This is a genomic window from Runella zeae DSM 19591, assembly GCF_000423565.1.
Lineage (GTDB): Bacteria > Bacteroidota > Bacteroidia > Cytophagales > Spirosomataceae > Runella > Runella zeae.
Window position 1 is genome coordinate 142,187 of the sequence record NZ_KE384043.1, and the last position, 26,443, is coordinate 168,629.

The following is a 26,443-nucleotide window of genomic DNA, read 5'->3' on the forward strand; positions in this document are numbered from 1 at the left end:
TTATCTTCAAGGTTACAAAACTAAATTTGCTACCTCTAAGAAAATTGGATAAGCGGTGAAATAAGTTTATCAACGCTTCAAATTCAGCAATTTAAAAGAATAAGACTCAAGGCGCAGTTTTTTTAAATTCAATATCTCCAGCATTGGCAAGGGTGACAACGACACGGTCAATATCGCCCGTAGCATTGATTCTAAAATCAAATTTAGCTTGGTCAAAAGCACCTGTACCTTCAAAAACATCGTAGTGATAATGTTGGAGAGTAAATGGTAAACCGTGAAATACGCCGATAAACTCTTCGTCGCCGCGAGTTTCCAATACAAACGACCCATAAGCAGGATGCTCATACTTGCCCCGATAGCTACTCAGCCCCTGCGAAGGTTTTGTGTCTGATTTGCGTTTGTTGGCTTTTTCTTCTTTGGCTTTTTGTTGTTTGGCTTTGGCTTCTGCTTGGGCTGTTTTGAGGCGGCTCGCCCAATCAATCACTGGAAGGTTGAGCCATTTATCAGCCACATAATTGCAGATTGAGTTGACAAAATAATAGTCTACGGCACCAGTGTTGGTAAGGACTACTACGCCAAAATTTTGATTCGGGAAAAAGGTCATTTGCGAACGGAAGCCTTCAATGGAGCCATTGTGGCTCAATCTTAAAAAACCGCGATAAGTATTGATATTCCAGCCCATACCGTAGCTGGCATAGCCCAACTCACTAAAGGTGATTTCGGCAGGAGATACGATTATGTGGGGCGTGTGGGTTTCTTTCAGGTTTGTTTCCGAGATGATTTGTTGATTGTCAAACTTTCCTTTTCCCAGTTGCATCAGGAGCCAATGAGACATATCTATCACGTTGGATTTGATAGACCCCGCAGGGCCGATAGCATCTATATTACTTCCAAAACCCTGCTCAAGCCATTGGCCGCTGTTGTCTCGATACGAGAGAGAATAATCACTACTCTGAAAAAGTTCGGGATAAGCAAGTACAGTTTGTTTCATTTGAAGGGGAGAAAGAATTTTTTCTCTCAAAAAATTCTCCCAGCTTTTTCCCGAGATTTTTTCAATTAAGACACCTGCTGTCATATACATCAGGTTGTTGTATTGGTATTGGGCATAGACTGGCTTTGAAAGTGGCAAGTACTTGAGTCGCTGATACAGACTTTGGCGGTCGAGGTTTGCATAGAGCCATGTCCAATCGTGGCGTGGTAGGCCTGTGCGGTGTGATACCAAATCGCGGGCGGTGATGAGTCGGGTAGCGTATTCGTCATGAAGTTGAAAATCAGGCAAATAATCTTTGACGGGTTTGTTCCAGTCAAGTTTGCCTTCGTCTGCTAATATACCTAAAGCTGTTGCCGTAAATGATTTAGTGCACGACGCAATCGGGAAGAGCGTTTGGGCTGTAACGGGGAGGTTATTTTTTAAATCTTTAAATCCGTATCCTTTGGTGTAAAGTATTTTGCCATCTTTGACAATCCCCACGGCGGCTCCTGGTACGCGCCATTCGATGAGCATTTGGTTTACAAAGTTATCGAACCCCACAAGCGGGTCAGTAGGGGGGGGGACTTTTTTTTGTGCGTAACCAAAACTGATAATACAAATCAGTAAAATAGTTTGAACAAGCGGGCGCATAGAGAGAGAGGTGTTAGACCAACAAATATAGTTTTAAAGCATATAGTTTGATGTATCCCTCCTCCGAAAGTTCTTATTTTAGTGCATTATCGCTGTTTTTTTGATATTACTAGGCATTTTATCAATCAACCAATAAAAACGGATGGTAAGAAAAAGCGCCGAAAACGTAAGGCCAGCAGATAAGGCAATCCATACTCCTTCTACATCCATTTTAAAAGTAAAAGCTAAGATATAACTCAATGGTAAAGCAATAACCCAATAAGCCACTAATGTAATACCTGTAGGAACATTGACGTCGGTTAAGCCTCTTAATGTGCCTAAGCCTGTAGCTTGAATCCCGTCGGATAATTGGAAAAAGCCAGCATAAATCACCAGAGTAGAAGCAATACTCGTGACGGCGAGGTTGTCTTTGAGATAAAGTGAAACCAAAAAGTCATTGGCTGTCAGAAAAGTAATACAACATACTCCCATAAACGCTGTCACAATCACAAAGGCTGCCGTGCCTGCCTGCTTTACCTTGGGGAGGTTGTTTTGTCCCCATGCTTGTCCCACTCTGATCGCCCCTGCGGCGGCTATTCCTGTCGCCATCATGTAGGTGGTAGAGGCCAAATTAATGGCGATTTGGTGAGCGGCTAGTTGACTTTCTCCCAGCCATCCAATCAACACTACGGCAAGTGAAAAAGCCGCTACTTCAAAGAAAAATTGGAACCCTACCGGAATTGTGAGCTTGATGATTCTTTTTATTAAGGGCGTAATATTTTGATTAGGAAAATGGAGGTATGTTTTGAAGTACTTACTTCTGAAAATATATATTAAGATAACAATCGCCATATACACTCGTGAAATCAGAGTGCCTAAGGCTGCACCATTAAGCCCCATTTTGGGAAAAATCCATATTCCTTTAATTAATACCCAATTGATGAGGGCATTGAAAAACAAAGCTGATACGGTCACAAACATGGCTACTTTGGTATAAGAAAGCCCATCTGCCAACTGCCGAGCAGCAACAAAAATTAACAAGGGTAATATAGAAACACTTAGGATGTAAATGACAGGCTTAGCGAGGCGTGTCACTTCGGGAGTTTGCCCAAAAAAGTCTAAACTTAACCCCAATCCTATTCCTACTATGCCAAGCAAAATACCTAGCAGTATGCCTACGTTCAAGCCTGCTCTAAATAAATTCCCAATTTCTGGTGTATTGTTTTGTCCTTTGGCTTGTGAAATAAGGCTAGAAACGATTCCTAATCCCCCAAAACCAATACTAGAAACCAAAAAAGTAAGCGAAGTAGCTAAGCCTGACGCTCCTAAGGGAACCGCCCCCAGAAAACGTCCTACCATCAGGTTGTCGGTAACTCCCATCAAAATGACTCCAAGCTGAGCAATAATAATAGGAATACTAAGCTTGACGGTTGCTAAAATTTCGCGACGCATGAACTACTGTTTTTGGAATGATGTACAGAGGGGCAACCTAAGTTTTAGAAAAATAGTTTGACAACGTAAGAATTTGTCATGGGAGGAAGCCAATAAAATAATAAAAGCGGTCAATAGACCGCTTTTATTAATGGAAGAAATCTTTCATCTTCTCAAAAAATCCTTTCTCATTTTTACCCGGCTTGGGCTGGAAATTAGGTGAGTTTCGGAGTTTTTCAAGCAAGGCTCGCTCTTCGCTATTGAGCTGCTTTGGTGTCCAGATATTAATATGTATCAATTGGTCACCTCTGCCGTAGCCGTTGAGTTCTTTGATTCCTTTTCCTTTAAGTCTTAATATTTTACCGCCTTGTACGCCAGCTTCGATAGGTACTCGCGCTTTACCGTCGAGCGTAGGAACTTCTACACTGGTACCCAGAGCCGCATCTACAAAATTAAGATGAAGGTCATACACAAGGTTGTTGCCGTCGCGTTTGAGGTTTTCGTCCTCTTCTTCTTCTACTACAATCAGCAAGTCGCCTGCTACACCACCGCGAGGGGGCACATTGCCTTTGCCACTCATAGAGAGCTGCATGCCGTCGGCTACGCCACCAGGGATTTTGATGCTGATTACATCTTCTTCTAGTACACGTCCTTCGCCGGCGCAGACTTCACAGCGCTCAGATACAATTTTACCTTCCCCATTACAAGTAGGACAGGTACTAGTCGAGACCATTTGGCCGAGCATGGTACTTACTACTTTACGAACTTGCCCACTACCATTACAAGTATGACAAGTCTTGAGGGAGGCGCCATTTTTAGAGCCATTTCCTCCGCAAGCATTACAGCTTACGTATCTTTTTACTTTGATTTTCTTTTCTGCACCTTCGGCTACTTCGCGGAGGTCAAGTTTGAGTTTGATTCTCAAATCAGTACCTCGCCTGACGCGCCTTCCGCCTCCGCCGCCATTGCCAAAAATATCTCCAAAAGGCGAAGAATCACCAAATATGTCGCCAAATTGAGAGAAAATATCGTTGATGTCAAATCCTTGACCACCGCCAAAACCACCATTCCCACCCATGCCTGCGTGGCCAAATTGGTCGTAACGTTTGCGTTTTTCGGCATCGCTCAATACGCCATAGGCCTCGGCTGCCTCTTTAAATTTTTCCTCAGCCGAAGGGTCATCAGGGTTTTTGTCGGGGTGATATTTGATGGCTAGCTTACGATAAGCCTTTTTTATCTCATCGTCCGATGCTGATTTGCCGACGCCAAGGACTTCATAATAATCTCTTTTCTGTGCCATTGTTTTGTGGGTTAATCATCATAAATACTTTTTCAAGTATTCACAACATATCACAAAGTTAACTTCCTACTACGACTTTAGCGTAGCGGATTACTTTTTCATTTAAAAAATATCCTTTTTCGACTTCGTCAATTACTTTTCCTTTTAAGTCTTCACTTGGAGCCGGGAATTGGGTAATTGACTCATGCAAATCAGCATCAAATACTTCACCTTTAGAGGTCATGGGTTTGAGGCCTTTGCTTTCGAGAGTTTTTGAAAACTTATTGAAAATCAGACCCACGCCTTCTTTGAGAGGAGCAATGTCGGTAGTAGTTTCAAAGGAGGCCATCGCACGTTCGAAATCATCAACTACGGGCAAAACAGCCTTCATCAGTTCTTCATTAGCACTTGAAATTAATTCTAATTTTTCTTTGGCAGTACGGCGACGGAAGTTTTCGAAGTCGGCGTACAAACGCAAATATTTATTTTTTAACTCTGTAAGTTCTGCTTCTAATTTTTCTGTAACATTTTCTTCGCCCTCTTGTGGTATTTCAGTAGCAGCATTGGCTGCCAATTCGTCTTCTATGGGTGTGTCTTCTTGAATGTGTTGGTTATCGGTTGTCATGACAAATCAATTCACAATGAAACATTTTTTCTGCTACAAAGTTCGTCAATTATTTTGCCAGTATCACCACAACTGACAGATTGGCAGAAACCTCCCCTTGAAGAAGTGTCGAAGAAGCCTTTTTGACGAAATTTTTATGAAAGATATTGTAACTTTTTAGCGAACTTTCGTCTAATATAAGTAATGATAAATATGGTTTTTAATGACTTTTTTTATGGTGAAACAAAATACCTCTTCCCCGCGCCGTATCTATTCTAGACCAAGCCTTCTTAAAATAGGGAAAGTGACAAAGCTTACTAAAAAAACTGGTAGTCAGTTTGATATGCTGACTAGTACTAATTCTTTTACGCCCTGATTCTAGGAGTTATAGCTTGGTCAAAACAAATGGATTTACACTTTAATGTCCTGAAAATATATGAAAAAAATATACCTTTTTGTGCTATTCTTAGGTGTCTTATTTAAAGCGACCTCCCAAGGCGGCGGGATTTTGCAGACCTTTGATGCTGCATCGGCATTACCGACAGGATGGAGCACTACCGCAACTTCTAATGTGGTAGTAGAAAATGCTTCTAGTAGCAGTGGGTATACTATTCCTACTACAGACCCTACGGTGAGTGCCTCTGGTACCAACAACTTATCAATGAAAAATTGCGGTAGCGCGACAGTGTCGGTTACTACGGCGGCCTTTGACCTAACGGGCAAGAGCAATGTCATCGTGGGATTTGGACGGCGGCGTACTAGTGCTTTCAACGCCACAGTAGCGTTTTCGGTTAGTGTAGATGGGGGTAGTACTTTTAGCACTTTAAGCAGCGACGTATCGTCAGCGGCCAATACTACATGGGCTTTTTTGGGACCCATTTCGGTTCCTGCTGCGGCCAATCAAGCAAGTGTGATTTTTAGGTTTGATTATACGGCTACAAACTCGGGCTTATGCACAGGAAGCCCGGCCAATTTTCGAATCGATGATTTTATTGTTGGTTGGAATGATGTATTTCCTGTAAAACTGACGTTTTTCAAAGCAGAAGAACGTAGTGGAGGTGTGGAGCTATCATGGCAAACTTCGGAAGAAATAAGTAACCAACGTTTTGAGATTGAGCGCAGTCTTGATGCTAAATCCTTTGAAAAAATAGGCACGATAGAAGGAAAAGGTACCATATCAATTGCCCAGCATTATTCTTTCTTGGATAGCAGTCCCCTACAAGGATTGAATTATTATCGATTAAAACAAGTGGATTTTGATGGCAAATACAGCTACAGTGTTATCAGAGATATACGTGCTAAAGGTCAGGGGCATAGTTTTCGAGTATATCCCAATCCTGCAACGAATGAAGTGAAAATAGAATTACCGCAAGAGGAAGAAATAAACAACGGAGAGCTGCTGGACTTGACGGGCAGGATAGTGAAGCGTTATGCAGCTGGCTCAGACAAAGTCTCCATAATTGACCTCAGGCCGGGCGTATATATCCTGAAGATTAAAACTCAAACGGGAGCTAGTTATCAGCAACGAATCATAAAAATAAATTAGTAGACGTTTGAGCATTTAACTCATGTCTGGAATCTGTGGTATTATTTATTTTGAGAAACAACCGCAGCCGCATGACCTCCCTCACATGGTACTTGCCATGAAGCATCGCGCAAGAGATGGCGTTTTTGAAAAAACAACCCAACATGCAGCAGTCGCTTATCTAAAACTTAATGTATCGGACTTATCAAAAATAGAAACGGGGCCGCTTGAAAGTACAGAAGGGATACTGATAGTAGCAGATGCTCGACTTGATAATCGAGATACGTTGCTCAAAACTTTTTTTGAGGGAGAGCTTCAACAATTACGTAATTCAATCAGCAATACAGCCCTTATTTTGGCTGCTTACGAATTTTGGGGAGAAGATTTGCTCTTTCATTTGATGGGTGATTTTGCTTTTGTGATTTGGGATAAATCTCGTCAAAAAATCATTTGTGGGCGAGACCACGTGGCTGCGCGTCCTTTGTATTATTATTATTTGGAAGGAGAGTATTTTGCGTTTGCGTCTGAAAGCAAAGCATTATTGACCTTGCCAAATGTTCAAATCAGGCCTTCGTTTGAAAAAATACATGAATATGTCTCGTGGAAAGCGCATCGTCAACCTTATCAACCTACTTCTTTTTATGAAGGGATTAGGGCAGTACAGCCTGCGCATGTGTTGAGGGCTGAGGCTGGAAAATGTGACTCACGGCAGTGCTGGGATTTGGATTTGAAACGTTTTGAGAACTTGAGGAGCGATCAAGAATATTTTGATGTTTTTAGGGCTACTTTTTTTGAGGCTGTAAGATGTCGTATAGACAGTTACGGGCTATTAGCCGCGCATTTGAGTGGAGGGGTAGATTCTTCTTCTATTTGTGCCGTAGTAAATTTGGTGTTTGGTCAATCACTCTTGACGCAGTACTTCGATATTGGAGGGAATGCGGATGAAAAAGAATTTGTGAATGAGATGTTAGCACATCACGATTACCATCATCAAAATATACTTCCTATCCTAGATTGGAGCGAATCAAGTCGGAATTTGTCTAATATACTAGGACATCCCCATTACTTTTTGGTACTACCAAATTATATCGTCACATCATCCGAAGCCTTAGCTGCTTGTCAATGCACTCTTTTACTTACAGGTCATGATGGTGATAGCGTAGTAGGATACGGGCATGGATATCCTCTTTCTTTGTTGGAAACTCATCAAAAAAAAGAGTTTATGGAACTCATGCACGACTATGCTTTAGTGGCAGATTTTGGGGCACAAATCAAGGAGTGGAATGCGTGGTCTTTTCGTCAAAAATATGGATTCATTGTAAAAATTTATTTCAAACAGCATATCAAGAAAAAATGGTATAAAAAGCACTATGGACAAGCAATCTTGGAAATATTGCGTTGGAGTTTTACTTTGAAATTTGTTCCATTAGATGTCAATGCGCGTATCTTAAAGAAGAAAAATAGTTTTTCGCCAAATTCTACCCCAAAAGAAATCAACACATCGTATGGTTTTTCGGAGGTTGAGAATCAATTGGTTGGGGAAATTTTGCATGAAGCAATGCTTCAAAGCATTGAAGAATTTGAGCAAATTGGGGCTTGGTATGGCTATGAAGTGGCACATCCATTTTATGACAAACGACTGATTGAGTTATGTTTAGCTATTCCTAATCGTCTCAAGTTTGATAGTGGCTATCGGAGAGGGCCACTCAGACATGCGATGGAGGATTTCTTGCCCGAAAAAGTAAGGCTACGTACTAGTAAAGTGACAATGAATGAGTCAGTAGAAAATCAACTAAATGCGGTAAGAACGGACATGGTAGAATTGCTCATAAAAGCTCAAAAACGATTGCCTTCGTTTTTTGATGAAGCACAAAGTCAGACCTTAACCCCTTATTTTGAAAAGGCAATTCAAGTGTTTTCAAACCCTGCATATAAGGGACTTGCGCGATTTGTGCGGGAAGTAAACCTCGCCCAATGGTTATTGTCTATCTAAAACCACCTTGGTCATAGAAAGTACGACGTCGCGAAAGCTTCAAGTCGCGCAGAAGGGCTGATTTTGCACGGATTTCAAAACTGTAATTGTTGGCACGGAATCCTGAACCTGCATACGGTGTCCAGTTAAATGACATTTCCCAGCAGTGTAAATCGCGCGTGATACCGATATTGGTAATAGAAGGTGCTTTGGCTACAATGTCCAAACCCGTATCAAATACAAATTTCCACTTGGGGGTAAGACTAAAATCACCATTCATACGAAAGGTTTGGATGGTAGTCCCAGCTGATAGCCCTTGGCGCGAATAATTGAAACTATAACTCATGCTCAAGGTCCAAGGGATATTAAAATCTATGTAAGCATCAGGGTTGGCATTGATCATCCGCTGTTGTTCTTCGGTATTGGGCGTATTTGCTTTTTTAGGTTTATCGGCTCCTTTGGGCGCAAACCTTTTGGAGAGGGCTACATTGACATTGCTTAGGCGTGCCAAACCTTGATTTTGTGTGAAAGACCAACGATTGATTTTACGCCCTGTAGTACCATAGAGTTCATCTTTTACGTAAGCATAAGGGTCAAAGTTGGCAGAAAGGTTGAAGTTCAAATCTTTAAAAATGCGAGCATTGGTATTAAAACTAATATCAGACATTTTTAAAGAGTCTGCCATAAGATTATAAGAGCCATTAAAGCTAAAGTTGTCGAGGATGTTTATTTTTTCAAATTGCTTACCACTTGAGTCGGATTTGGGACGTACTTTGGCTTCAAAGAGGTTATTAAGGCTCCACGTAATGCCTGCGGCTGAAGTACCAGAAGTGGTAAGATTGCCCCCAATAGTTCGATACCTATTAAGATACCTTACATCACCGCGCTCGTTTACAGTGAGACGTTGGAGTAGGTTAGATTGGTCTGGTACATAGCTAAAGCTTGCAGATGGAATCAATGTATGACGTATAGCTTCAAGGCGTTTACCTCCTACTCGAAACATCCCATAGATCCGAGTGTTCATACTCGCACTAAACGAGACGTTGTTAGCAAAATAAAAACCATTCAGGGTATCTACTCGCACTTGGTTATTACCTACATATTCATAATTGAATTTTTTGGTAAATGTTTCACCCGAAAGCGAAATGCCTGGAGTAATATTGATGTATTTAAAAAGCTTGATGTTGGGCAAAGAAATAGGAAGTGAAAAACGACCTGTAATTTGTGAGTTTTTAATAAATTCAGGAAGGTTTTGGGCGTTGAGAGCATAGGTGGTAGGGGCACCAGATTCGGGAGTGATTACTGTGGGAGCATTCGCCAGAGTAAATCCTAAACGAGAACTAGAAGTGTCGGCATATACGATGGTGTTGTTGGCAGTAATGCCTCCACTAAAATCCAGACCCAATCGAAAACTCTCATACCAAGCGCCTGTACCCCCTTTGAGGGCGAAGGGGGCAAGTTGGTTAATTCCAAAGTTGAAATCAATCCCGGCATCTATCGAACCAGGGTCTGTTTGCTTACCAGTAGAATCGACTTTAGAGCGATCTGGGAAACGCTGATTAACACGCACGCTTGTTCCCATACGGGCAAACTGCCCAAATTGCTTGGTATATTGAACCGACGAACTAGCTACGTTTTGGATATATTTCTGAGTATTGAATTCATTAAACTGATTGAAACTATTGCTACCTAGGTTGACCGAAGCCCCAAAGCTTGAAGTCCCACGTGGTACGGGTGAATGACTCCAATTGAGACTGAAATCATTGCGTGGCTGATTCAAAATCTTAATTTCATTGCCTTGAACATTGCGATTGAAGCGTAAGTTGAAATTTCCACTGAAGCGATATTTTACGGCATAGGGCATGGCTACTCCAATCCCCCAACTCCCGCGTGAATAAATCTGACCAGTGAGACTCAAGTTAATTTTTTCACTAATGGCAAAATAATAGCCGCCATCTCTCAAATAATACCCCCGCCCGTTGGGTTCTTCGCCATAAGTAGGCATCAAAATACCGGAGGTGCCTATTTCTTTTTTCTTAGGAACAGGGAAAAAACCAAAAGGCAACCCTACAAATGGAAGAGGGACATCGGAAACTACCAAATGGAACGGCCCCGAAATGACTTGTTTTTCGGGAATGACTTTGATTTTTTTTGCAGCAATGTGGAAGTGAGGCTGGGCAAGGTTACAGGTGGTATAAATCGAGCCTCGAATATACATGTTGTTTTCTTCGTCCTTTTTGACGGTCGTGCCTCGTATGTTACCGTCGCCTTGCTGCGTAACTACCCCCTTGATAAAGCCTTTTTTGCTTTTAAAATTATAGCGAATTTCTTTGGTATCGTATTTTTCTCCATTGTCCTGAAATATAGGCTGACCAATCCACTTTCGAGAAGTCGAATCATAATTTCCACGGGCAAACACTTCGTTGGTTTTCCAGTTGAGACGAATATAGTCGGCCTCCAAAATGATAGCTCCATAAGTTACTTTGGCTTTGCCATAGAGGTGCACTTCCTGCCCGCCCGGATCCATTATAGTAGAGTCTTGGGCACTATATTGTACGGTATTTTTGAGGTCGCTTTCTGCTTCTAGGGTATCAGACTTGGTACTGTCGGAAGGTATAGGAAGTACCGCAGGAATGGTGGGAGTAGCTCGTTTGATAGAGTCCAAACGAACGGGATTCGTAATCTTACGCGGGCTTAATGTTTGGGCGAAAGACCCAAAATGGACTCCTAACACCAGAAGCCAAAATAGCCATTTCGCGGCTTTTGCAAGAACTTTTAATTTTTTCAAAGACAATTTTACAAGTGCTTTATTCGCAAAAGTAAATCATTACGCGTTTGGAAATGCGGAAACTTTGTTAAAAGTTATTAAATGATAAGTGCATAGAGGTGTGAAAGGGTTGATAATCAAAGGGATGTTGGATAGTGATTGAAAATCAAATTGATAAGAGAGAATAAGTGATACAGGTAGAAAATATCAGTAAAAATCACACAAAAACAACTTAAAAGGTAACATTCTCTTTAATCGGCTCTTCTATATGAAATATTTTTTTGCTTGCTTGGTATGCGTTTTTTTGGTTGCCACGGGTTTCAATGTGAAAAATAAACTCACTCATGAGCCTCAAACCCGCCCCAATATTCTCTGGATTACGTGCGAAGATATGAGTTTTCATTTGGGCTGTTATGGAAGTAAGCTAGCCAAAACCCCTCATTTAGACGAACTTGCAGCCAATGGCACTCGATACACCCGTGCGTTTACTACAGCGGGAGTGTGTGCGCCGAGCCGTTCGGCGATTATCACAGGCATGTATCAGCAGTCGATTGGTACTCACAACATGCGCACCTTGGCAGCTTCGGCGGCGGCTAAAGAGGCTTATCCTTCTGGTTTTAAAGGGTATTCGGCGGTAGTGCCAGAGGAAGTCAAATGCTTCTCGGAGTACTTGCGTGAGGGGGGGTATTATTGTACCAACAATTCCAAGGAAGATTATCAGTTTGTAGCTCCTTCTACTGCTTGGGACGAGAGCAGCAACAAAGCGCATTGGCGAAATCGCCCCGACAAAAATCAACCTTTTTTTGCCATATTTAATTTTACTACCACGCACGAGTCACAAGTATGGGTGAGAGCCAAAGAGCCGCTTTTAGTGAAACCCGAAGAAGTCGAGGTTCCGCCTTATTATCCTGATACCCCAGAAGTACGTTTGGATATAGCGCGGCACTTGTCTAATGTAATGGTCATGGACCAACAAGCGGGCAACATTCTTCAGCAGTTGAAAGAAGATGGATTGGAGCAAAATACGATTGTTTTCTTCTTTTCAGACCACGGCGACGGGCTGCCGTTTGTCAAACGTGAAGTGCTTGATAGAGGCTTACGAGTTCCTTTTATTATCAAGAATCCTTTTGATAATAAAAAAAATGTGGTTGACAATCAGATGATTAGTTTTGTGGATTTGGCACCTACCATGTTGTCGTTGGCAAATATCCCTGTGCCAAAGTATATGCAAGGTCAGGCGTTTTTGGGAGGACAAAAAGCAAAAAATCCTCGGCAATTTGTATTTGCCGCCCGCGACCGCATGGATTCTGAATACGATCGAGTGCGTACGGTAAGAGACGACCGCTACCGATACGTAAGGAATTATATGCCCGAAAAGCCTCATTATCAGAATATAGGCTATCGGCTTCAGCAGCCTTCGATGCAGTCGATTCTTAGGCTCAAAGAAGAGGGAAAGCTCAATCCGACTCAGATGCAGTGGTTTAGACCTACCAAAGCAGTGGAAGAATTGTATGATTGTGACAAAGACCCTTTTGAGTTTAACAACTTAGCCGAAAACCCTGCTTATCAGCCACAATTGACAAAACTTCGTAAAGTATATAATGACTGGATTCAGAAAGTGGGAGATATGGCCCAAGAACCTGAAATGGACATGGTAAAGCGATGGTGGGGAGGAAAAGACGAGCCTCCGCTGACCCAAACGCCACAGATACTTCCCAAATCTTCTAAAATTGCTTTATCTTGCGCCACCAAAGGGGCTTCTATCGGTTATAAAAAACACTGGGAAGAGCCTAGTTGGAAGGTATATACTCAGCCTATAAGTGTCACTTCGGGTGATTCGCTCTACGTGATTGCACATCGGATAGGTTATACCAAAAGCAATATCGTAACCCAAAAATTTTAGTAGGTCACTAACCAATCTCATTATTCAAAACCCACGTTCCAAAACTAAACTACTATGTCAAAAACTCAAGTAGCTGTGGTAGGGCTCGGCTTCATTGGCCCCGCACACATCGAAGCGCTCCGTCGATTGCCGGATGTAGAAGTAGCCGGGATTGCCGATTTTTCGGCCGAAATCGCCCAAGCAAGAGCCCAAACGCTCGGCACCAATGCCTATGATTCGTTTGATGACTTGCTTCGCGACGATTCTGTTGAGTGTGTTCATATTTGTACGCCCAATTTCTTACACTATGAACAGTCGAAAAAAGCATTGTTGGCTGGAAAGCACGTAGTGTGTGAAAAACCTTTGGCCACCAACACCGCCGAGGCTGAAGAACTCGTTGAACTAGCCGATAAGCTAGGGTTGGTCAATGCGGTACACTTCAATTTGCGCTATTATCCTTTGATTCGCCAGATGAAAACCATGCGTGAAAAAGGTGAACTAGGCGAAGTATATTCAGTACAAGGAAGCTATTTGCAAGATTGGCTTTTCTTACCTACTGACTACAACTGGCGCTTAGAGCCGTCGCAGTCGGGTGATTCGCGTGCCGTGGCCGACATTGGCTCTCACTTGTTTGACTTGATTGAGTACATCACGGGCTTGCACATCACAGAAGTAATGGCCGATTTCAATACGGTTCACAAAACCCGTATGAAACCTAAGAAAGCGATTGCTACCTACTCGGGTAAGCTTTTACAAGCTTCTGATTATGAAGAAGTTCCTATTACTACCGAAGATTATGCTTCTATTTTGTACCGTTTCGAAAACGGAAACAAAGGAGTTGCTACAGTGAGTCAGGTATCGGCAGGGCGTAAAAACCGCGCAACGCTCGAAATCAGTGGTTCAAACCAAACCTTCAATTGGTGTTCTGAAGCCCCTAACGAAATGTGGATTGGTCGTCGCGATGGATTTAATCAATCACTCATCCGCGACCCGGCATTGGTACACGAAGAAGCGCGAGCGTTGATTACTTTCCCGGGCGGTCACAATGAGGGCTTCCCCGATACCTCAAAGCAATTGTTTAAAGAAGTGTACGCGGCTATTCGCAACGGCAAACCCGAAAAGCCCAATTATCCCACTTTTGCGGATGGATTGCGCGAGCTAAAATTGTGCGATAAAATTGTACAAAGTAGCCGCGAGCAGCGTTGGGTTCAGGTTTAGTAACTGACAATCAGTAAGCATACTGGACAAAACGATAATAATTTCGTAACTTTGCGGCGAATTTATTTTTGATTCAAATCGTACTTCCACCATTTAAAGGTCTAGAAATAGCGCTTAAAAATCAGGTGAAAGTACGATTTTTCTTATTTTGTTTAGTACCAATTAACCCCAAAGCTCATGGAGCGGATTAAGATTGCGATTTTGGATATGTACGACGGCTATGCCAACGAAGGCATGCGTTGTATCAAAGCCTTGGTGGGTCAGTTTTTGGCGCAAGAAGGAATAGTAGGAACTTACGATGTATTTGATGTCAGACAAAAAAATGAGGTTCCTGACTTAAGTTATGATATTTTCATCTCTTCTGGCGGGCCAGGCAATCCCGTACCTTCGGGGGAGCCTTGGGAGAAACCATTTTTTATGCTTCTTGATCAGATTTGGCAGTATAATCGACAGCCTCATCATCCGCAAAAAAAACATTTAATGTTGATTTGTCATTCCTTCCAAATGGCGTGTATTCACTGGGAAATAGGGCTGGTTTGTAAACGACGTAAAACATCTTTCGGGATTTTTCCGATGCACAAAACCCACTTTGGACTTCAAGAGCCTATTTTTAAAGAACTTCCAGATCCTTTTTATGCAGTAGACTCAAGGGATTTTCAAGTGATCAAAACCGACCCAAAACAATTGGAGCGTTTGGGCGCTAAAGTGCTTTGTATTGAAAAAGAACGCTTACATGTAGACCTCGAACGGGCGGTGATGGCGGTGCGGTTTTCGCGGGAGATTTTTGGAACACAGTTTCATCCTGAAGCGGATGCTGAAGGAATGCTTCGGCATTTTCAGAAAGACGAAAAGCGGGAAGGTATCATCAAAAACTACGGAGAAGCTAAATACAACAGCATGGTTGATTCTTTGCAAGACCCTGAAAAAATTATGCGTACGGAGACGGCGATTATTCCCACTTTTCTCCGACGTGCTGCCGAGCAATTGATGAATGCAGTGGCAGTAGTATCATAGCATTTTTTTTACGTATTTGGGGTATTAATCAAAACAACTCCCTTTTCATCAAAACAAAAGCCTTTATAACCTATGATTTCGACGTACCGGCAAAACTACAACGCAGCTTTTAGCGAAGAAAAATACCACGAATTTGTGGAAGGTATCAAGGCTGATTGGCCTGAACAACTGGATTTTCGCGTAGCCGAAACACCCGTGTTTGTGCCAGCGGCTCTTAAAAACAAACTTATTGAAGCTTGTGAGTCATTTGTCGATGTCATTGTAGGACCACATTTTAAGGTCAAAACTCAACACGCCATACCTCTGGGCCAACATGTACCCCATGAAAACGACCATGCTTCCTTTTTGGCAATCGACTTTGCAATATGTAAGGATAGTGACGGAGAACTGATTCCGCAACTAATTGAATTGCAGGGTTTTCCTTCTATTTTTGGATTTCAGAGCTATGTGACAGAAAAATTTCGTGAGTATTTCCCTATTCCGGCCGAGTTTAGTAATTATTTCAGTGGAGTTAGAACCCAAGCCGAATACATCGCCAAGCTGAAAGAGGTGATTGTGGCAGACGAAAACCCTGAAAATGTGATTTTGCTAGAAATATATCCTGAGCAGCAAAAAACACGGATAGATTTTACGGTTACTGAGGCTTTTTTGGGCGTAAAAGCGGTGTGTTATACCAAAATAAAGAAAAAGGATCGTAAACTATATTACGAAAAAGACGGTCGTGAGCTTGAAATTAAGCGTATTTACAATCGTTTGATTTTTGACGATTTGACCAATTTTCCTGACCTTCAGACCGATTTTAATCTTACCGACGACATAGATGTAACATGGGTAGGGCATCCCAACTGGTTTTTTCGTATCAGCAAATATACGCTTCCGTATCTTCAGAGTCCCTATGTGCCAGAAACCCGTTTTTTGAGCGAATATGGGGATGAGTTTCCCGCAGATTTAGAAAATTATGTACTCAAACCGCTTTTTTCATTTGCGGGAAGTGGCGTAAAAATCCACGTAGAATTACAAGATTTAAAAGAAATCTGTGATCCGGAAAATTGGATTTTGCAAAGAAAAGTGAATTATGAGCCAGTCATTCAAGCGCCAGATGGGCTTGTAAAATGCGAAATCAGAATGCTCTATGTATGGAAAGACAATGCCCCTCGTCCAGAGTTGTTGACGAGTTTGAGCCGTCTGAGTAGAGGTGAAATGATTGGAGTAAGTTTCAACAAAGACTTTACTTGGGTGGGTGGGACTACCTGCTTCTACGAACCATAGCCTAAAATGGTGTATTGGGCTTCCCCTTTTTTGGGGGAAATGTTTGATTGCACAATTTTGAATTTATTACCTTGATTTTTATATTTTTGTATAGAGATTAGGTTATCTACACTAAAATTTTGCTTTATATTTTGAAACACTTTTACGTAAAAGCTGGAAAATACCGAAAAAAAGGTGATTTTTTATATCACCCTATCTGCCATTTTTGTACTTCCTGTGTTTGTGAAGAAAGGGCTTTCACAAATTTATCTCCTTGTAAGATTTTTCGAGCCAGCTGTGATATAGGGGATAGCTAACTACTTTGTAGTAGCTATGGCTCTTATTTAAGAATAAACCCAATCTTTTGACAGAGGGAAGGTATTTATCGTATTTATTTTTCAATTTTTATATTTTATCAACTTCTAACAAATCAAGTATGAGACAATTTCTACGTATGAGCCTATTAGTGATGGCGTGTATGTCGGGTCTTGCTCTAAGAGCACAAGACACGGTAGTGACAGGTAAAGTCACTACGGCTGAGGATGGAGTAGGTATGCCAGGAGTATCTATTTCAGTAAAAGGTACCACTCGCGGTGCCAATACCGATGCAGAAGGAAACTATCGGGTATCTGTACCTAATAATGCTACATTAGTTTTTAGTTTTGTAGGGTTTACTTCTATCGAAGAAAAAGTAGGTGCCCGTTCTGTAATTAATGTACAGCTTAGTGTTGATACCAAAACTTTGAGCGAAATCGTGGTGACGGGTTATGGTTCACAAATCAAACGAGATTTGACGGGCAATATCGCCCAAGTAAAGTCCAAGGATATTGAAAATATGCCTACGCCTAGTGTGGATGCTGCTTTGCAAGGAAAGGCCGCCGGGGTATTTGTCAATTCGGGTAGTGGAAAACTAGGGCAAGGAATCACAGTACGTGTGCGTGGAAACTCTTCCATCAGTGCGAGTAGTCAGCCACTTTATGTAGTAGATGGAATCCCTGTAACAAGTGGTGACCAATCCAACTACGGAGGTGAAACTAACCCCCTCGCCGATATTAATCCAAATGATATTGAATCAATTGAGATTTTGAAAGATGCTTCGGCAGCGGCAATTTATGGAGCTAGGGCTGCTAACGGCGTTGTGCTTATTTCAACCAAACGAGGTAAGGCAGGCAAGACCAATATTTCGTTTAACTATCAGGCAGGGGTGGCGCAAGCTACGCGCCGTTTGCCTTTCTTAAATACCGAACAATACGAGAAGTTTTATCGCCAAGCAGCTGGTTACGTGGATGAACTAGACGGCCTAAGTCCTGAAGACCCTAGCTCTAATACGCAATACTTGTTTGGACCGGATGGGTTTTTGGAATATTACAGCTATGGTACTTACGGTACTCCCAAACAAACTGATAACAACTGGCAAGAGAAAGCTTTCCAAAAAGGGCCAATGCAACAGATTGACCTTCAGTTGAGTGGAGGGAATGAAAAAACTAAATTTTTTATGTCGGGTCAATATTTGAGCCAAACGGGTACAATCATCGGTAACAAACTTGAGCGTATTTCTGGGCGTTTGAATGTAGATCACCAAGCGACTAATTGGCTCAATGTAGGTCTTATGATGAGTTTGGCTCGTACTGACAACTGGCGTTTGCCCGACGACAATGCCTTCTCAAATCCTTTGCAGATGGCAGCCTTGACACCGTTTACGCCTTTTATTGATCCTAACACCAATTTGCCCGCAGGTGCGCCTCCGGGTGATGTAAATATCCCGCTTTATTACAATCCTATTTTGAGTATTGATTACGCAGATTTTGTACAGACTTCTTATCGCAACCTGACCAATACTTATGCACAAGTAAATCTTTTGCCAGGGCTTAAGTTTCGTAGCGAATGGGGACTGGATTTATTGAATATGAATGAAGAGGCCTATTTCCAAAGCCAAACGGTGCGTAATCAGAGCCGTGCTTCTAATGGAATCGGTGCCAATTATGGGACTTTTGTGACCAATTATAACGCCAATAATTTCTTTAATTATCTAAAGGATTTTGGAAGGCATAGTATTGATGCCACTTTGGGAATGTCGTATCAACAATCTCAAACCAAGCGTAATTATGTAGAAGGTACTCAGTTTCCTTCTGATTCATACCGTAAAATTGCGAGTGCTGCTGTCAAATCTGATGGAACTAGTACCGAAACCAATTATCGATTCTTGTCTTATTTCACAAGGGTCAACTACCGCTTCAACGACCGCTATTTGCTAGGAGCAAGTGCGCGGGTAGAAGGGTCATCGCGGTTTGGTAAAAATTCTCGTTACGGATTCTTCCCCTCAGTATCCGCTGGTTGGGTGATTTCGGAAGAAAATTTCTTGAAAAATAATAACCTCATTAGTTTCCTCAAACTTCGGGCAAGTTATGGATTGACTGGGAATGCCGAGATTGGAGATTTTCCACAATTGGGTCTTTTTCAGGGAGATGCGGGCTACGTAGGTGCTCCTGGACAACGACCTTCACAAATTGCTAACCCTGATTTGAAATGGGAAAGTAGTCGTCAGGTAGATATAGGAATTGATTTTGGTATTCTCAACAATCGTATCAACGGTGAAATTGACTATTACGTAAAAAAGACAACTGATTTACTCTTGGAAGTAAATGTGCCAGGTACAACGGGTTTTGCACGTCAATTCAAAAATGTAGGTGCGCTTGAAAACAAAGGCTTGGAATTTGTACTGAATACTCAAAATACAGTTGGTAAATTCAAATGGAACACCTCTTTCAACATCGCTACCAATGCCAATAAAGTAACCGACGTCCAGGGGCAGATTATCGAAGGAGGGGTAAGAAACATGAACCGTGTCATGGAAGGTCAACCTATCGGCGTGTTTTTTACGCGTGAGTATGCAGGAGTTGACCCTAACAACGGGGACGCTTTGTTTTATAAAAACACCAAAAATCCTGATGGTAGCATAGATCGTAGCACAGTTACCAACAGCGGCTATAACTCAACCGAGAGAGTAGTGGTAGGAAATCCTAATCCGAAATTTATCGGAGGTATTACCAATACCCTTTCTTATGGAGGTATTGATTTCAGTATTTTCTTTAATGGAGTAGCAGGAAATGATGTTAATTTTTACGGAGTAGGACAGTACTCATCGGCCAATGGTATTTATGAGGATAACCAAACTACCGACCAATTGAATGCATGGACTCCCGAAAATCGTAATACTGATGTGCCACAGGCACGTTATCTGATTACGAATGGTAGTCAACCTTCTAGCCGTTATATATTTGATGGTTCTTATTTGCGGTTGCGGACTCTCAGTCTTGGATATACGATTCCTAAAAACTTGACTCAACGTTTGAAAATAGACCGTGTGCGGGTTTATTTCTCCGCCATGAACCTTGCTACTTTTACCAAATATAAAGGTTGGGATCCTGAAGTAAACTCTGATACGTTTACGAGCAATTTTGCGCAAGGCAATGATTTTTACACACCACCGCAGCCTCGTACCATTTTGTTTGGCGTCAACATCGGATTTTAATTCACTTCACCATCAAAAAAAACATTATTCACTATGAAAAAAATATTCATTCCATATATCATAGGCGTATTGGTAATGCTTGACAGTTGTCAGTCGCGTTTGGATGTGTCTCCTACCCAAACCATTGATCAGAATGTGGCACTCAGTGCTTCTAAAGACGTAGAAGCAGCGTTGATTGGAGCTTATGACGGCTTGCAGGGGGCCAATACCAACGGCGATACTTACGCTGGAGGATACCAATATACTTCTGAGTTATTGGCGGCAGTTACTAATGAGGTTCGTTTCGGAGGTACATTTGCTAATTTGCAAGAACTTTTCAGAAAGGAAATTACTACCATCAATTCGACGGCTGAGGGGCTTTGGATGCGTTCTTATTTAACTATCAACCGCACCAACAATGTATTGGCAAATATTGATAAGGTAACAGACGCCAAAAAAAGTGCGGTTGAAGGGGGGGCTCGTTTTATCAGAGGAGCAGTTTATTTTGAGTTGGTACGTTTATATGCCAAACAATGGGGTGATGGCAGCAATACTACCAATCTAGGCGTACCGCTGGTATTGAAGCCCACCGCTGATGTTACAGATGCTGATAAAGTTCCACGTAGTACAGTAGCACAAGTGTATACGCAAGCAATTGAAGACTTGACTAAAGCCGAAGAACTCTTGCCTGCTACAAATGGGGCTTATGCTACTAAAGGCGCTGCGGCTGCGATTTTGGCTCGTATCTACCTTCAGCAAGGCAACTATGCCGCCGCTAGAGATGCTGCTAACAGAGTGATTGCTTCAAATCGCTATCGTTTGGTAACACCTTTTGGGATGGCTTTTAATACAAAACTTAACAATAATGGAGGTACTCCCGCAGAGTATGTATTCTCCATTCAAGTCAACGACCAAGATGGGTTTAATGGGATGAATACGTTTTTTGGAACTACTATAGGCTCTATTCCGGGGACGGCTGGGCGTGGCGATATTCGTGTCCAACCTGACCACATTGCTCTATATGAAGCAGGGGATGCACGTGGTGCTTTTTTTATCAAACCCACGGCCAATACTTTCACTTATAAGTTTTTGGATCGTTTTGGACATGTGCCTGTGGTTCGTTTAGCCGAAATGATTCTGACGCGTGCCGAAGCCAATTTTCGATTGGGTACTGCGGTAGGGGCTACTCCTGTAGAAGATATCAATACCATCAGAACACGTGCAGGACTTCCTAGCGTGACAAGCGTTACTTTGGCATCTATCTTAAAAGAGCGTAAATTAGAGCTTGCTTTTGAAGGTCATGCGCTTCATGATATCAAACGTACAGGAGGAACGGTAGGGGCTTTGCCTTTTAACTCGCCTAAGCTGATTTTGCCCATTCCCCAACGCGAAATGGATGTAAACACGCAATTGGTTCAAAATGAAGGATACTAAATCATAGAAGTATAATCATCACTAAAACCCTGCTTACTTCGGTGAGCAGGGTTTTTTTGTAGATATTTGCAGCTATTATCAACCATTTTGAAGTAAGTATGTCAGATTTTCTTTCGCATCGTCAGCAGCTTTTTTATAATCATCTTGCTCAAACCTCCGATTTTCCATTGGCTTTAGAAATCGAAAAAGCCGAGGGGATTTACTTATATGGAAAAGGAGAAAAAAAGTATGTAGATATGATTTCGGGGATTGCGGTAAGCAATGTAGGGCATCGGCATCCTAAGGTACTGGAGGCGATTCGGCAGCAACTGGACAAATACCTACATCTGATGGTGTATGGCGAATACATCGAAACACCCCAAGTGAGATTGGCACAAGCGCTGGTGAAAACATTGGAAGTAAAAAACAACGATAATGTCCCCAAACTTGATAATGTGTATTTTACCAATTCGGGCGCAGAAGCGGTAGAAGGAGCCATGAAATTGGCCAAAAGATATACCCGTCGTCACGAAATCATCTCTTGCTACAATGCTTATCATGGTTCTACGCAAGGGGCCTTGAGCTTGGCAGGGGCGGAGTTTTTTAAGCGTAATTTTCGGCCTTTGTTACCAGATATTAAACACATAACGCACGGACGTATAGACGATTTAGGGAAAATCACTAATCATACGGCGGCTGTTATTATTGAAGTAATTTCGGGCGAAGCAGGCGTAAGGGTGCCGACGCGTGAGTATCATCAAGCATTAAGACAAAGATGCACCGAAACAGGTACGCTGTTGATTTTTGACGAAATTCAGACTGGGTTTGGACGAACAGGAAGTTTTTGGGCTTTTGAGCAATACGGCGTGCGACCTGATGTGTTGCTTTGTGCGAAAGGTATGGGAGGCGGAATGCCGATTGGGGCGTTTATCGCTTCGCAAGAAGTAATGTCGGTTTTTAAAAATAACCCCATTCTGGGGCATATTACCACTTTTGGGGGGCATCCCGTAAGCTGTGCGGCTTCTTTGGCTACTTTGGAAGTGATAGGGGAAGGAATGGGATATGGCGGCAAGGGCGATACGTTGACCGTAAAAGAAAAAGGTGAATTGATAAAGAAGACGCTCATTCATCCTAAAATCAAAGAAATACGAGGAGAAGGCTTAATGTTGGCTGTCGAGTTTGAGTCTTTTGACGCATTAAAACCCATTATTGACCGAGCGATTGAAAATGGGGTAATTACAGATTGGTTTTTGTTTTGTGACAACTCCATGCGATTGGCTCCGCCACTCATTATTTCAGAATCACAAATTCTCACGGCCTGCAATGTAATTTTAGAAGCAATTGATTGACAAATTTTGATACCTTTGCAGCGTTTATTGAAATCACCTACCAGTATTTATTGACGGACTGGAAGTCCGTAACACAAACCAAATGGACACCAAATTTTTCGGCGTAGGCGTAGCGCTAGTCACTCCTTTTGACGCCAATCATGATATTGATTTCTCGGCCCTTAAAGCACTACTTGATTTTGTGAGTGAAGGAGGGGTAAATTATCTGGTGGTTCAGGGTACCACCGGCGAAACTTCTACGACTACTTCCCAAGAGAAGTTGGATTTGTTGAAGTTTGTGAAAGAAAATAACCCCAAAAAGCTTCCTGTCGTGTATGGTTTAGGGGGTAATAATACGCGTGCCGTATTAGAAACTATCAAGAGTACAGACCTGACAGGAGTAGATGCGATTTTGTCGGTATGTCCTTATTATAATAAACCTTCTCAAAAAGGACTGATTGCGCACTTTACGGCTATCGCGGATGCAAGTCCGGTACCAGTGTTTTTGTATAATGTACCCGGCCGTACGGTAGTTAATATGAAAGTAGAGACGATTGCGGAGTTAGCCAATCACCCAAATATCATCGGAATCAAGGATGCTTGTGGCAATTTTGACCAATATATGGAATTGGCGAAGGTTTGTCCTGCCGATTTTTTACTGATTTCAGGAGACGACAATCACGTTTCTCCTATGATTAGTGTAGGCTGGAAGGGAGTCATATCGGTGATAGCCAATGCGTTTCCCAAAGAATTTACGGAGATGACTTGGCATGCCCTTGAAGGCCGGCCTGAAGAAGCGATGTCAATTCAAGGTAGGTTCTTGGATATGGATGCTCCGTTGTATGCAGAATCAAATCCAGTTGGTATCAAAAAATGCCTTGAAATCAAGGGTATCTGTGGGGCAGAAGTGCGTTTACCATTGGTAAAAGCATCGGACGAATTGGGGGCTACCTTAGAAAAGATTATGAAAAAGGAAGGCTTTATTTAAGGGCTAAGGCACGCAAGAAAATAGAAGTTGAGTCAACAAAAAAGGTGTTTCTGACGAGAAACACCTTTTTTGTTGGAAGTAAATATTACTAAGGAAGCATAAAAACGGCATTTGAAAACAACAGTTTTCCATTGTACCAAAATCCACGGAAAAGCGGGTTGTTGGCCATATATACTATTTTGCCACGACCCACCTCTTCTACTCCGTAAAGTAAGGTATTTTGCAGTTTTTCTTTGACATTGCTGCCTGTAAAACCCGCAACATAGCTATCTTTTTCTTTTTTGAGGTAACCTACGTTCCAACCATCTTTGAGAAAATCGTAGTTGTAGACATTGTTGATGAGAGCGAAATAATAATCCGGAAACCCAAATGCGAGTGGGTGAGTATTGTCCAATTTGATTTTATAAATACTCCCTGGACTTTCGTCTGAGACCGATTCTCTTTCGCGGTTAGCGTATACTTTTAAGGAATCTGTGGCGATTTTTTTGTCCGTTTTTTTAGTATCTTCTTTCTTACGTTTAAGACCAAAACCGTCTTTGTCGGCCAAGAAATTGGTGGCTGTTTCCATCAAAATAAGCTTACCACCGCCGCGAAGCCAATCACGTAGGGCAGGGAACTGATTTTCTCTCAGCAAATTACTACCAAAGGCCGTTGGGATAATAAGTACATCTAACTTAGAGAAAGGAATCCCTCCACTAAAACGGCTGTTTGGATCAAGCAAGGTAATGGGGTATTTGAGTTCTTGGTCAAAGAAATACCACACTTCGCCCACGCTTGTCATCGAAGTACCATCCCCGGCGATGAGCCCAATGCGTGGAGTAGCTTTGATATTAAAAACATAATCTGAGCCAAAATCGGAGCCTTTGCTAGCTGCGCCACTGGCCGTAGCAACCAAAGGCACTCCCAATTTACTAGCCTCTTGTTGGATGATTTTGTCGAAAGCGTCGCCGAGAGATTCGTTTCCTGCTCTGGTGACGATAAGTGTACCTTGGGCGTAAGTTTTACCGTCGATTTCAAAAGGTTTTTCGGCAGCGCGAGCACGGATTTTATTTTTTAGAATAGTTGCCAAAAATTTAGCATCTTCGGCTGATTTCCAGGGGATTATGTACGCATAAGGCTTATTGATGGTAATAGGAGCCACGGGAGTAGCTTTAGGGGAGGCGGTAGGGGTAAGCTTTTCTTTGGTAGCGTATGTTTTGGCACCAAAGGCTAAGGGCACACACCATGAGGTAATATCATAAGTGACCGAATCTTCCAACATAGGTTTGATTTCAAACAAAATCTTCAATAAGTTGGATTTAGGTTGATAGGCGCTAATCACCAAGTCACCAGCCTCGGTTTTGAAAGGTTCGTCTTTTTGGGTAAGATAATTGAAACCCGTCAATGACTTGGTGTCAGAAGCATAGCCATATCGGATTTGATTTCTGTCGAGAAGTTCTTTTAAGGCCTTTACCCGTCCTTCATCACCAGTAGTTTTTACAACATATGATTTGTATGGCCCTACAGGATTGTTTTGGTTTCGGTCATAAAACTTAATAAACTCATCTACAACCTTCGTAGAACGGTCGGCGATGGCCTCCATTGTTGCAATACTAGCGGCAGATACGTGCGCTACGCGGTCGGTGAGGCGTAGTGTATCTCCTTCTTCGGTACGCTCATAAGCAAGTCCGGCGATGCCACCGCCACCTTGTTCGTAAGTCATCGCAATGGCACCGTTGTAAGTAGGCCAAGTATCGCCATAGCTAGGATAGAGCAAATCAAAACGCTCGCGGGTATAGTATAGCCAATTGTTACGGTCAAAATATTTTTTGTTGTAATTACCTACTACTTCTTGCATTTCGCGTTGCCAAGGAGTGATATCTTCGTGATAAGGCTTGGCAGAAGGGGCAAAATAATAGGGGCTGTTGGGACCCATTTCGTGAAAATCAGCGTGAACGTGAGGCATCCATTTATGATATTCGGCTACTAGCTGCCGCATCACTTCTTGGGTTTGCCATGCCCAGTCGCGATTGGGGTCAAAGAGATAATGATTGTAGCGTCCGCCGGGCCAAGGCTCTCCATGTTCCCATGCTGACGTATTGGCATTGGGCGAAACCCCAATTTTTTGATTATACCAATTTACGTAGCGGTCGTGGCCGTCGGGATTGAGACAAGGAGCCAAAATCACGATAGCATTTTTTAAGATTTTGTCAGCTACTGCTCCCCCTGCCAGCAATTCGTGCAATACTTTAGGAAAAGCGGCGGAGTTGGTGGCTTCATTGCCGTGTACGTTGTAGCTCATCCAAATGACGGAAGGGCGGGTTTTGGTAGTAGGGGCGCCACTCATCAGACCGATACTTTTGAGGTGGTCGGTACGGATTTGTTCTAAATTACGCATATTTTCTTCTGAACTAACGACCAACATCATCAAGGGGCGTTTTTCAAAAGTAGTACCGTAGCTCATCAATTTTACTTTGGTGGGTACTTGTTGGGCGGCATGCTCGGCGTATTGGTACAGGCGATGCGTAGGTACTAGTTGCTCACCTGGAGCAAACCCAAAAAATTGACTCGGAGATTGAAGTTGCGCAAAAGACTGGAAAGCAAGGAGTAGTCCAAGAAAGACGAAAGTAAAGTTTCTCATTTGGTTTGGTTTGAAGATAAACAGACTATTGCTGATGTAATGT

16 protein-coding genes are annotated in these 26,443 nt (G+C 42.4%); 10 read left to right on the forward strand and 6 right to left on the reverse strand.

Annotated features, from left to right (window positions below; genetic code table 11):
• Nucleotides 1–106 precede the first annotated feature (106 nt).
• The 4 genes from G563_RS36215 to G563_RS36220 all read right to left on the reverse strand — a co-directional run bounded on the left by G563_RS36215 (nucleotide 107) and on the right by G563_RS36220 (nucleotide 4,935).
• Complete coding sequence (locus tag G563_RS36215) at nucleotides 107–1,621, reverse strand: serine hydrolase (protein ID WP_051211285.1); 1,515 nt, start codon at nucleotides 1,619–1,621, stop codon at nucleotides 107–109.
• A gap of 78 nt (nucleotides 1,622–1,699) precedes the next feature.
• Nucleotides 1,700–3,052 carry an MATE family efflux transporter gene (locus G563_RS0129615; protein WP_028668526.1) on the reverse strand — a complete coding sequence of 451 codons (1,353 nt, stop codon included), beginning with the start codon at nucleotides 3,050–3,052 and terminating at the stop codon, nucleotides 1,700–1,702.
• 127 nt (nucleotides 3,053–3,179) lie between these two features.
• Entirely contained in the window at nucleotides 3,180–4,331 is a 1,152-nt protein-coding gene (gene dnaJ / locus G563_RS0129620; RefSeq protein WP_028668527.1) for a molecular chaperone DnaJ, read from the reverse strand.
• 58 nt (nucleotides 4,332–4,389) lie between these two features.
• Nucleotides 4,390–4,935 (reverse strand): nucleotide exchange factor GrpE, encoded by a 546-nt coding sequence (locus G563_RS36220; RefSeq protein WP_084651010.1) that lies wholly within the window; start codon nucleotides 4,933–4,935, stop codon nucleotides 4,390–4,392.
• A gap of 415 nt (nucleotides 4,936–5,350) precedes the next feature.
• On the opposite strand from G563_RS36220, the gene G563_RS37365 reads away from it, so the two are divergent.
• Both G563_RS37365 and G563_RS0129640 read left to right on the forward strand, forming a co-directional pair.
• Nucleotides 5,351–6,460, forward strand: a complete 1,110-nt coding sequence (locus G563_RS37365) for a T9SS type A sorting domain-containing protein (RefSeq protein ID WP_051211286.1) — start codon at nucleotides 5,351–5,353, stop codon at nucleotides 6,458–6,460.
• A 22-nt stretch (nucleotides 6,461–6,482) separates the two neighbouring features.
• Complete coding sequence (locus tag G563_RS0129640; protein WP_084651011.1) at nucleotides 6,483–8,432, forward strand: asparagine synthase-related protein; 1,950 nt, start codon at nucleotides 6,483–6,485, stop codon at nucleotides 8,430–8,432.
• On the opposite strand, the gene G563_RS36230 is transcribed toward G563_RS0129640, so the two are convergent.
• Nucleotides 8,425–11,199, reverse strand: a complete 2,775-nt coding sequence (locus G563_RS36230) for a putative LPS assembly protein LptD (protein ID WP_229598585.1) — start codon at nucleotides 11,197–11,199, stop codon at nucleotides 8,425–8,427. The genes G563_RS0129640 and G563_RS36230 overlap by 8 nt on opposite strands.
• Before the next feature lie 247 nt (nucleotides 11,200–11,446).
• Here G563_RS36230 and G563_RS0129650 point away from each other — a divergent pair, with 247 nt between their 5' ends.
• From G563_RS0129650 to dapA, 8 genes are all read left to right on the forward strand, one after another.
• Nucleotides 11,447–13,081 carry a sulfatase-like hydrolase/transferase gene (locus G563_RS0129650; protein WP_028668529.1) on the forward strand — a complete coding sequence of 545 codons (1,635 nt, stop codon included), beginning with the start codon at nucleotides 11,447–11,449 and terminating at the stop codon, nucleotides 13,079–13,081.
• A 54-nt stretch (nucleotides 13,082–13,135) separates the two neighbouring features.
• Nucleotides 13,136–14,278: a Gfo/Idh/MocA family protein gene (locus G563_RS0129655; protein ID WP_028668530.1), complete on the forward strand. Its 1,143-nt coding sequence runs from the start codon at nucleotides 13,136–13,138 to the stop codon at nucleotides 14,276–14,278.
• Between the two features lie 177 nt (nucleotides 14,279–14,455).
• Complete coding sequence (locus G563_RS0129660; protein ID WP_028668531.1) at nucleotides 14,456–15,292, forward strand: type 1 glutamine amidotransferase; 837 nt, start codon at nucleotides 14,456–14,458, stop codon at nucleotides 15,290–15,292.
• A 72-nt stretch (nucleotides 15,293–15,364) separates the two neighbouring features.
• Complete coding sequence (locus G563_RS0129665) at nucleotides 15,365–16,561, forward strand: hypothetical protein (RefSeq protein ID WP_028668532.1); 1,197 nt, start codon at nucleotides 15,365–15,367, stop codon at nucleotides 16,559–16,561.
• Nucleotides 16,562–16,976: 415 nt separating this feature from the next.
• Complete coding sequence (locus G563_RS0129675; protein WP_028668533.1) at nucleotides 16,977–20,072, forward strand: SusC/RagA family TonB-linked outer membrane protein; 3,096 nt, start codon at nucleotides 16,977–16,979, stop codon at nucleotides 20,070–20,072.
• Nucleotides 20,073–20,105: 33 nt separating this feature from the next.
• On the forward strand, nucleotides 20,106–21,485 hold the full coding sequence (locus tag G563_RS0129680; protein ID WP_028668534.1) for a RagB/SusD family nutrient uptake outer membrane protein: 1,380 nt from the start codon (nucleotides 20,106–20,108) through the stop codon (nucleotides 21,483–21,485).
• A 98-nt stretch (nucleotides 21,486–21,583) separates the two neighbouring features.
• On the forward strand, nucleotides 21,584–22,813 hold the full coding sequence (locus G563_RS0129685) for an aspartate aminotransferase family protein (protein WP_028668535.1): 1,230 nt from the start codon (nucleotides 21,584–21,586) through the stop codon (nucleotides 22,811–22,813).
• Nucleotides 22,814–22,895: 82 nt separating this feature from the next.
• A complete protein-coding gene (dapA, locus tag G563_RS0129690; RefSeq protein ID WP_028668536.1) occupies nucleotides 22,896–23,780 on the forward strand; it encodes a 4-hydroxy-tetrahydrodipicolinate synthase in 885 nt (294 codons plus the stop codon).
• A gap of 88 nt (nucleotides 23,781–23,868) precedes the next feature.
• On the opposite strand, the gene G563_RS0129695 is transcribed toward dapA, so the two are convergent.
• On the reverse strand, nucleotides 23,869–26,400 hold the full coding sequence (locus G563_RS0129695) for a M14 family metallopeptidase (RefSeq protein WP_028668537.1): 2,532 nt from the start codon (nucleotides 26,398–26,400) through the stop codon (nucleotides 23,869–23,871).
• Nucleotides 26,401–26,443 lie beyond the last annotated feature (43 nt).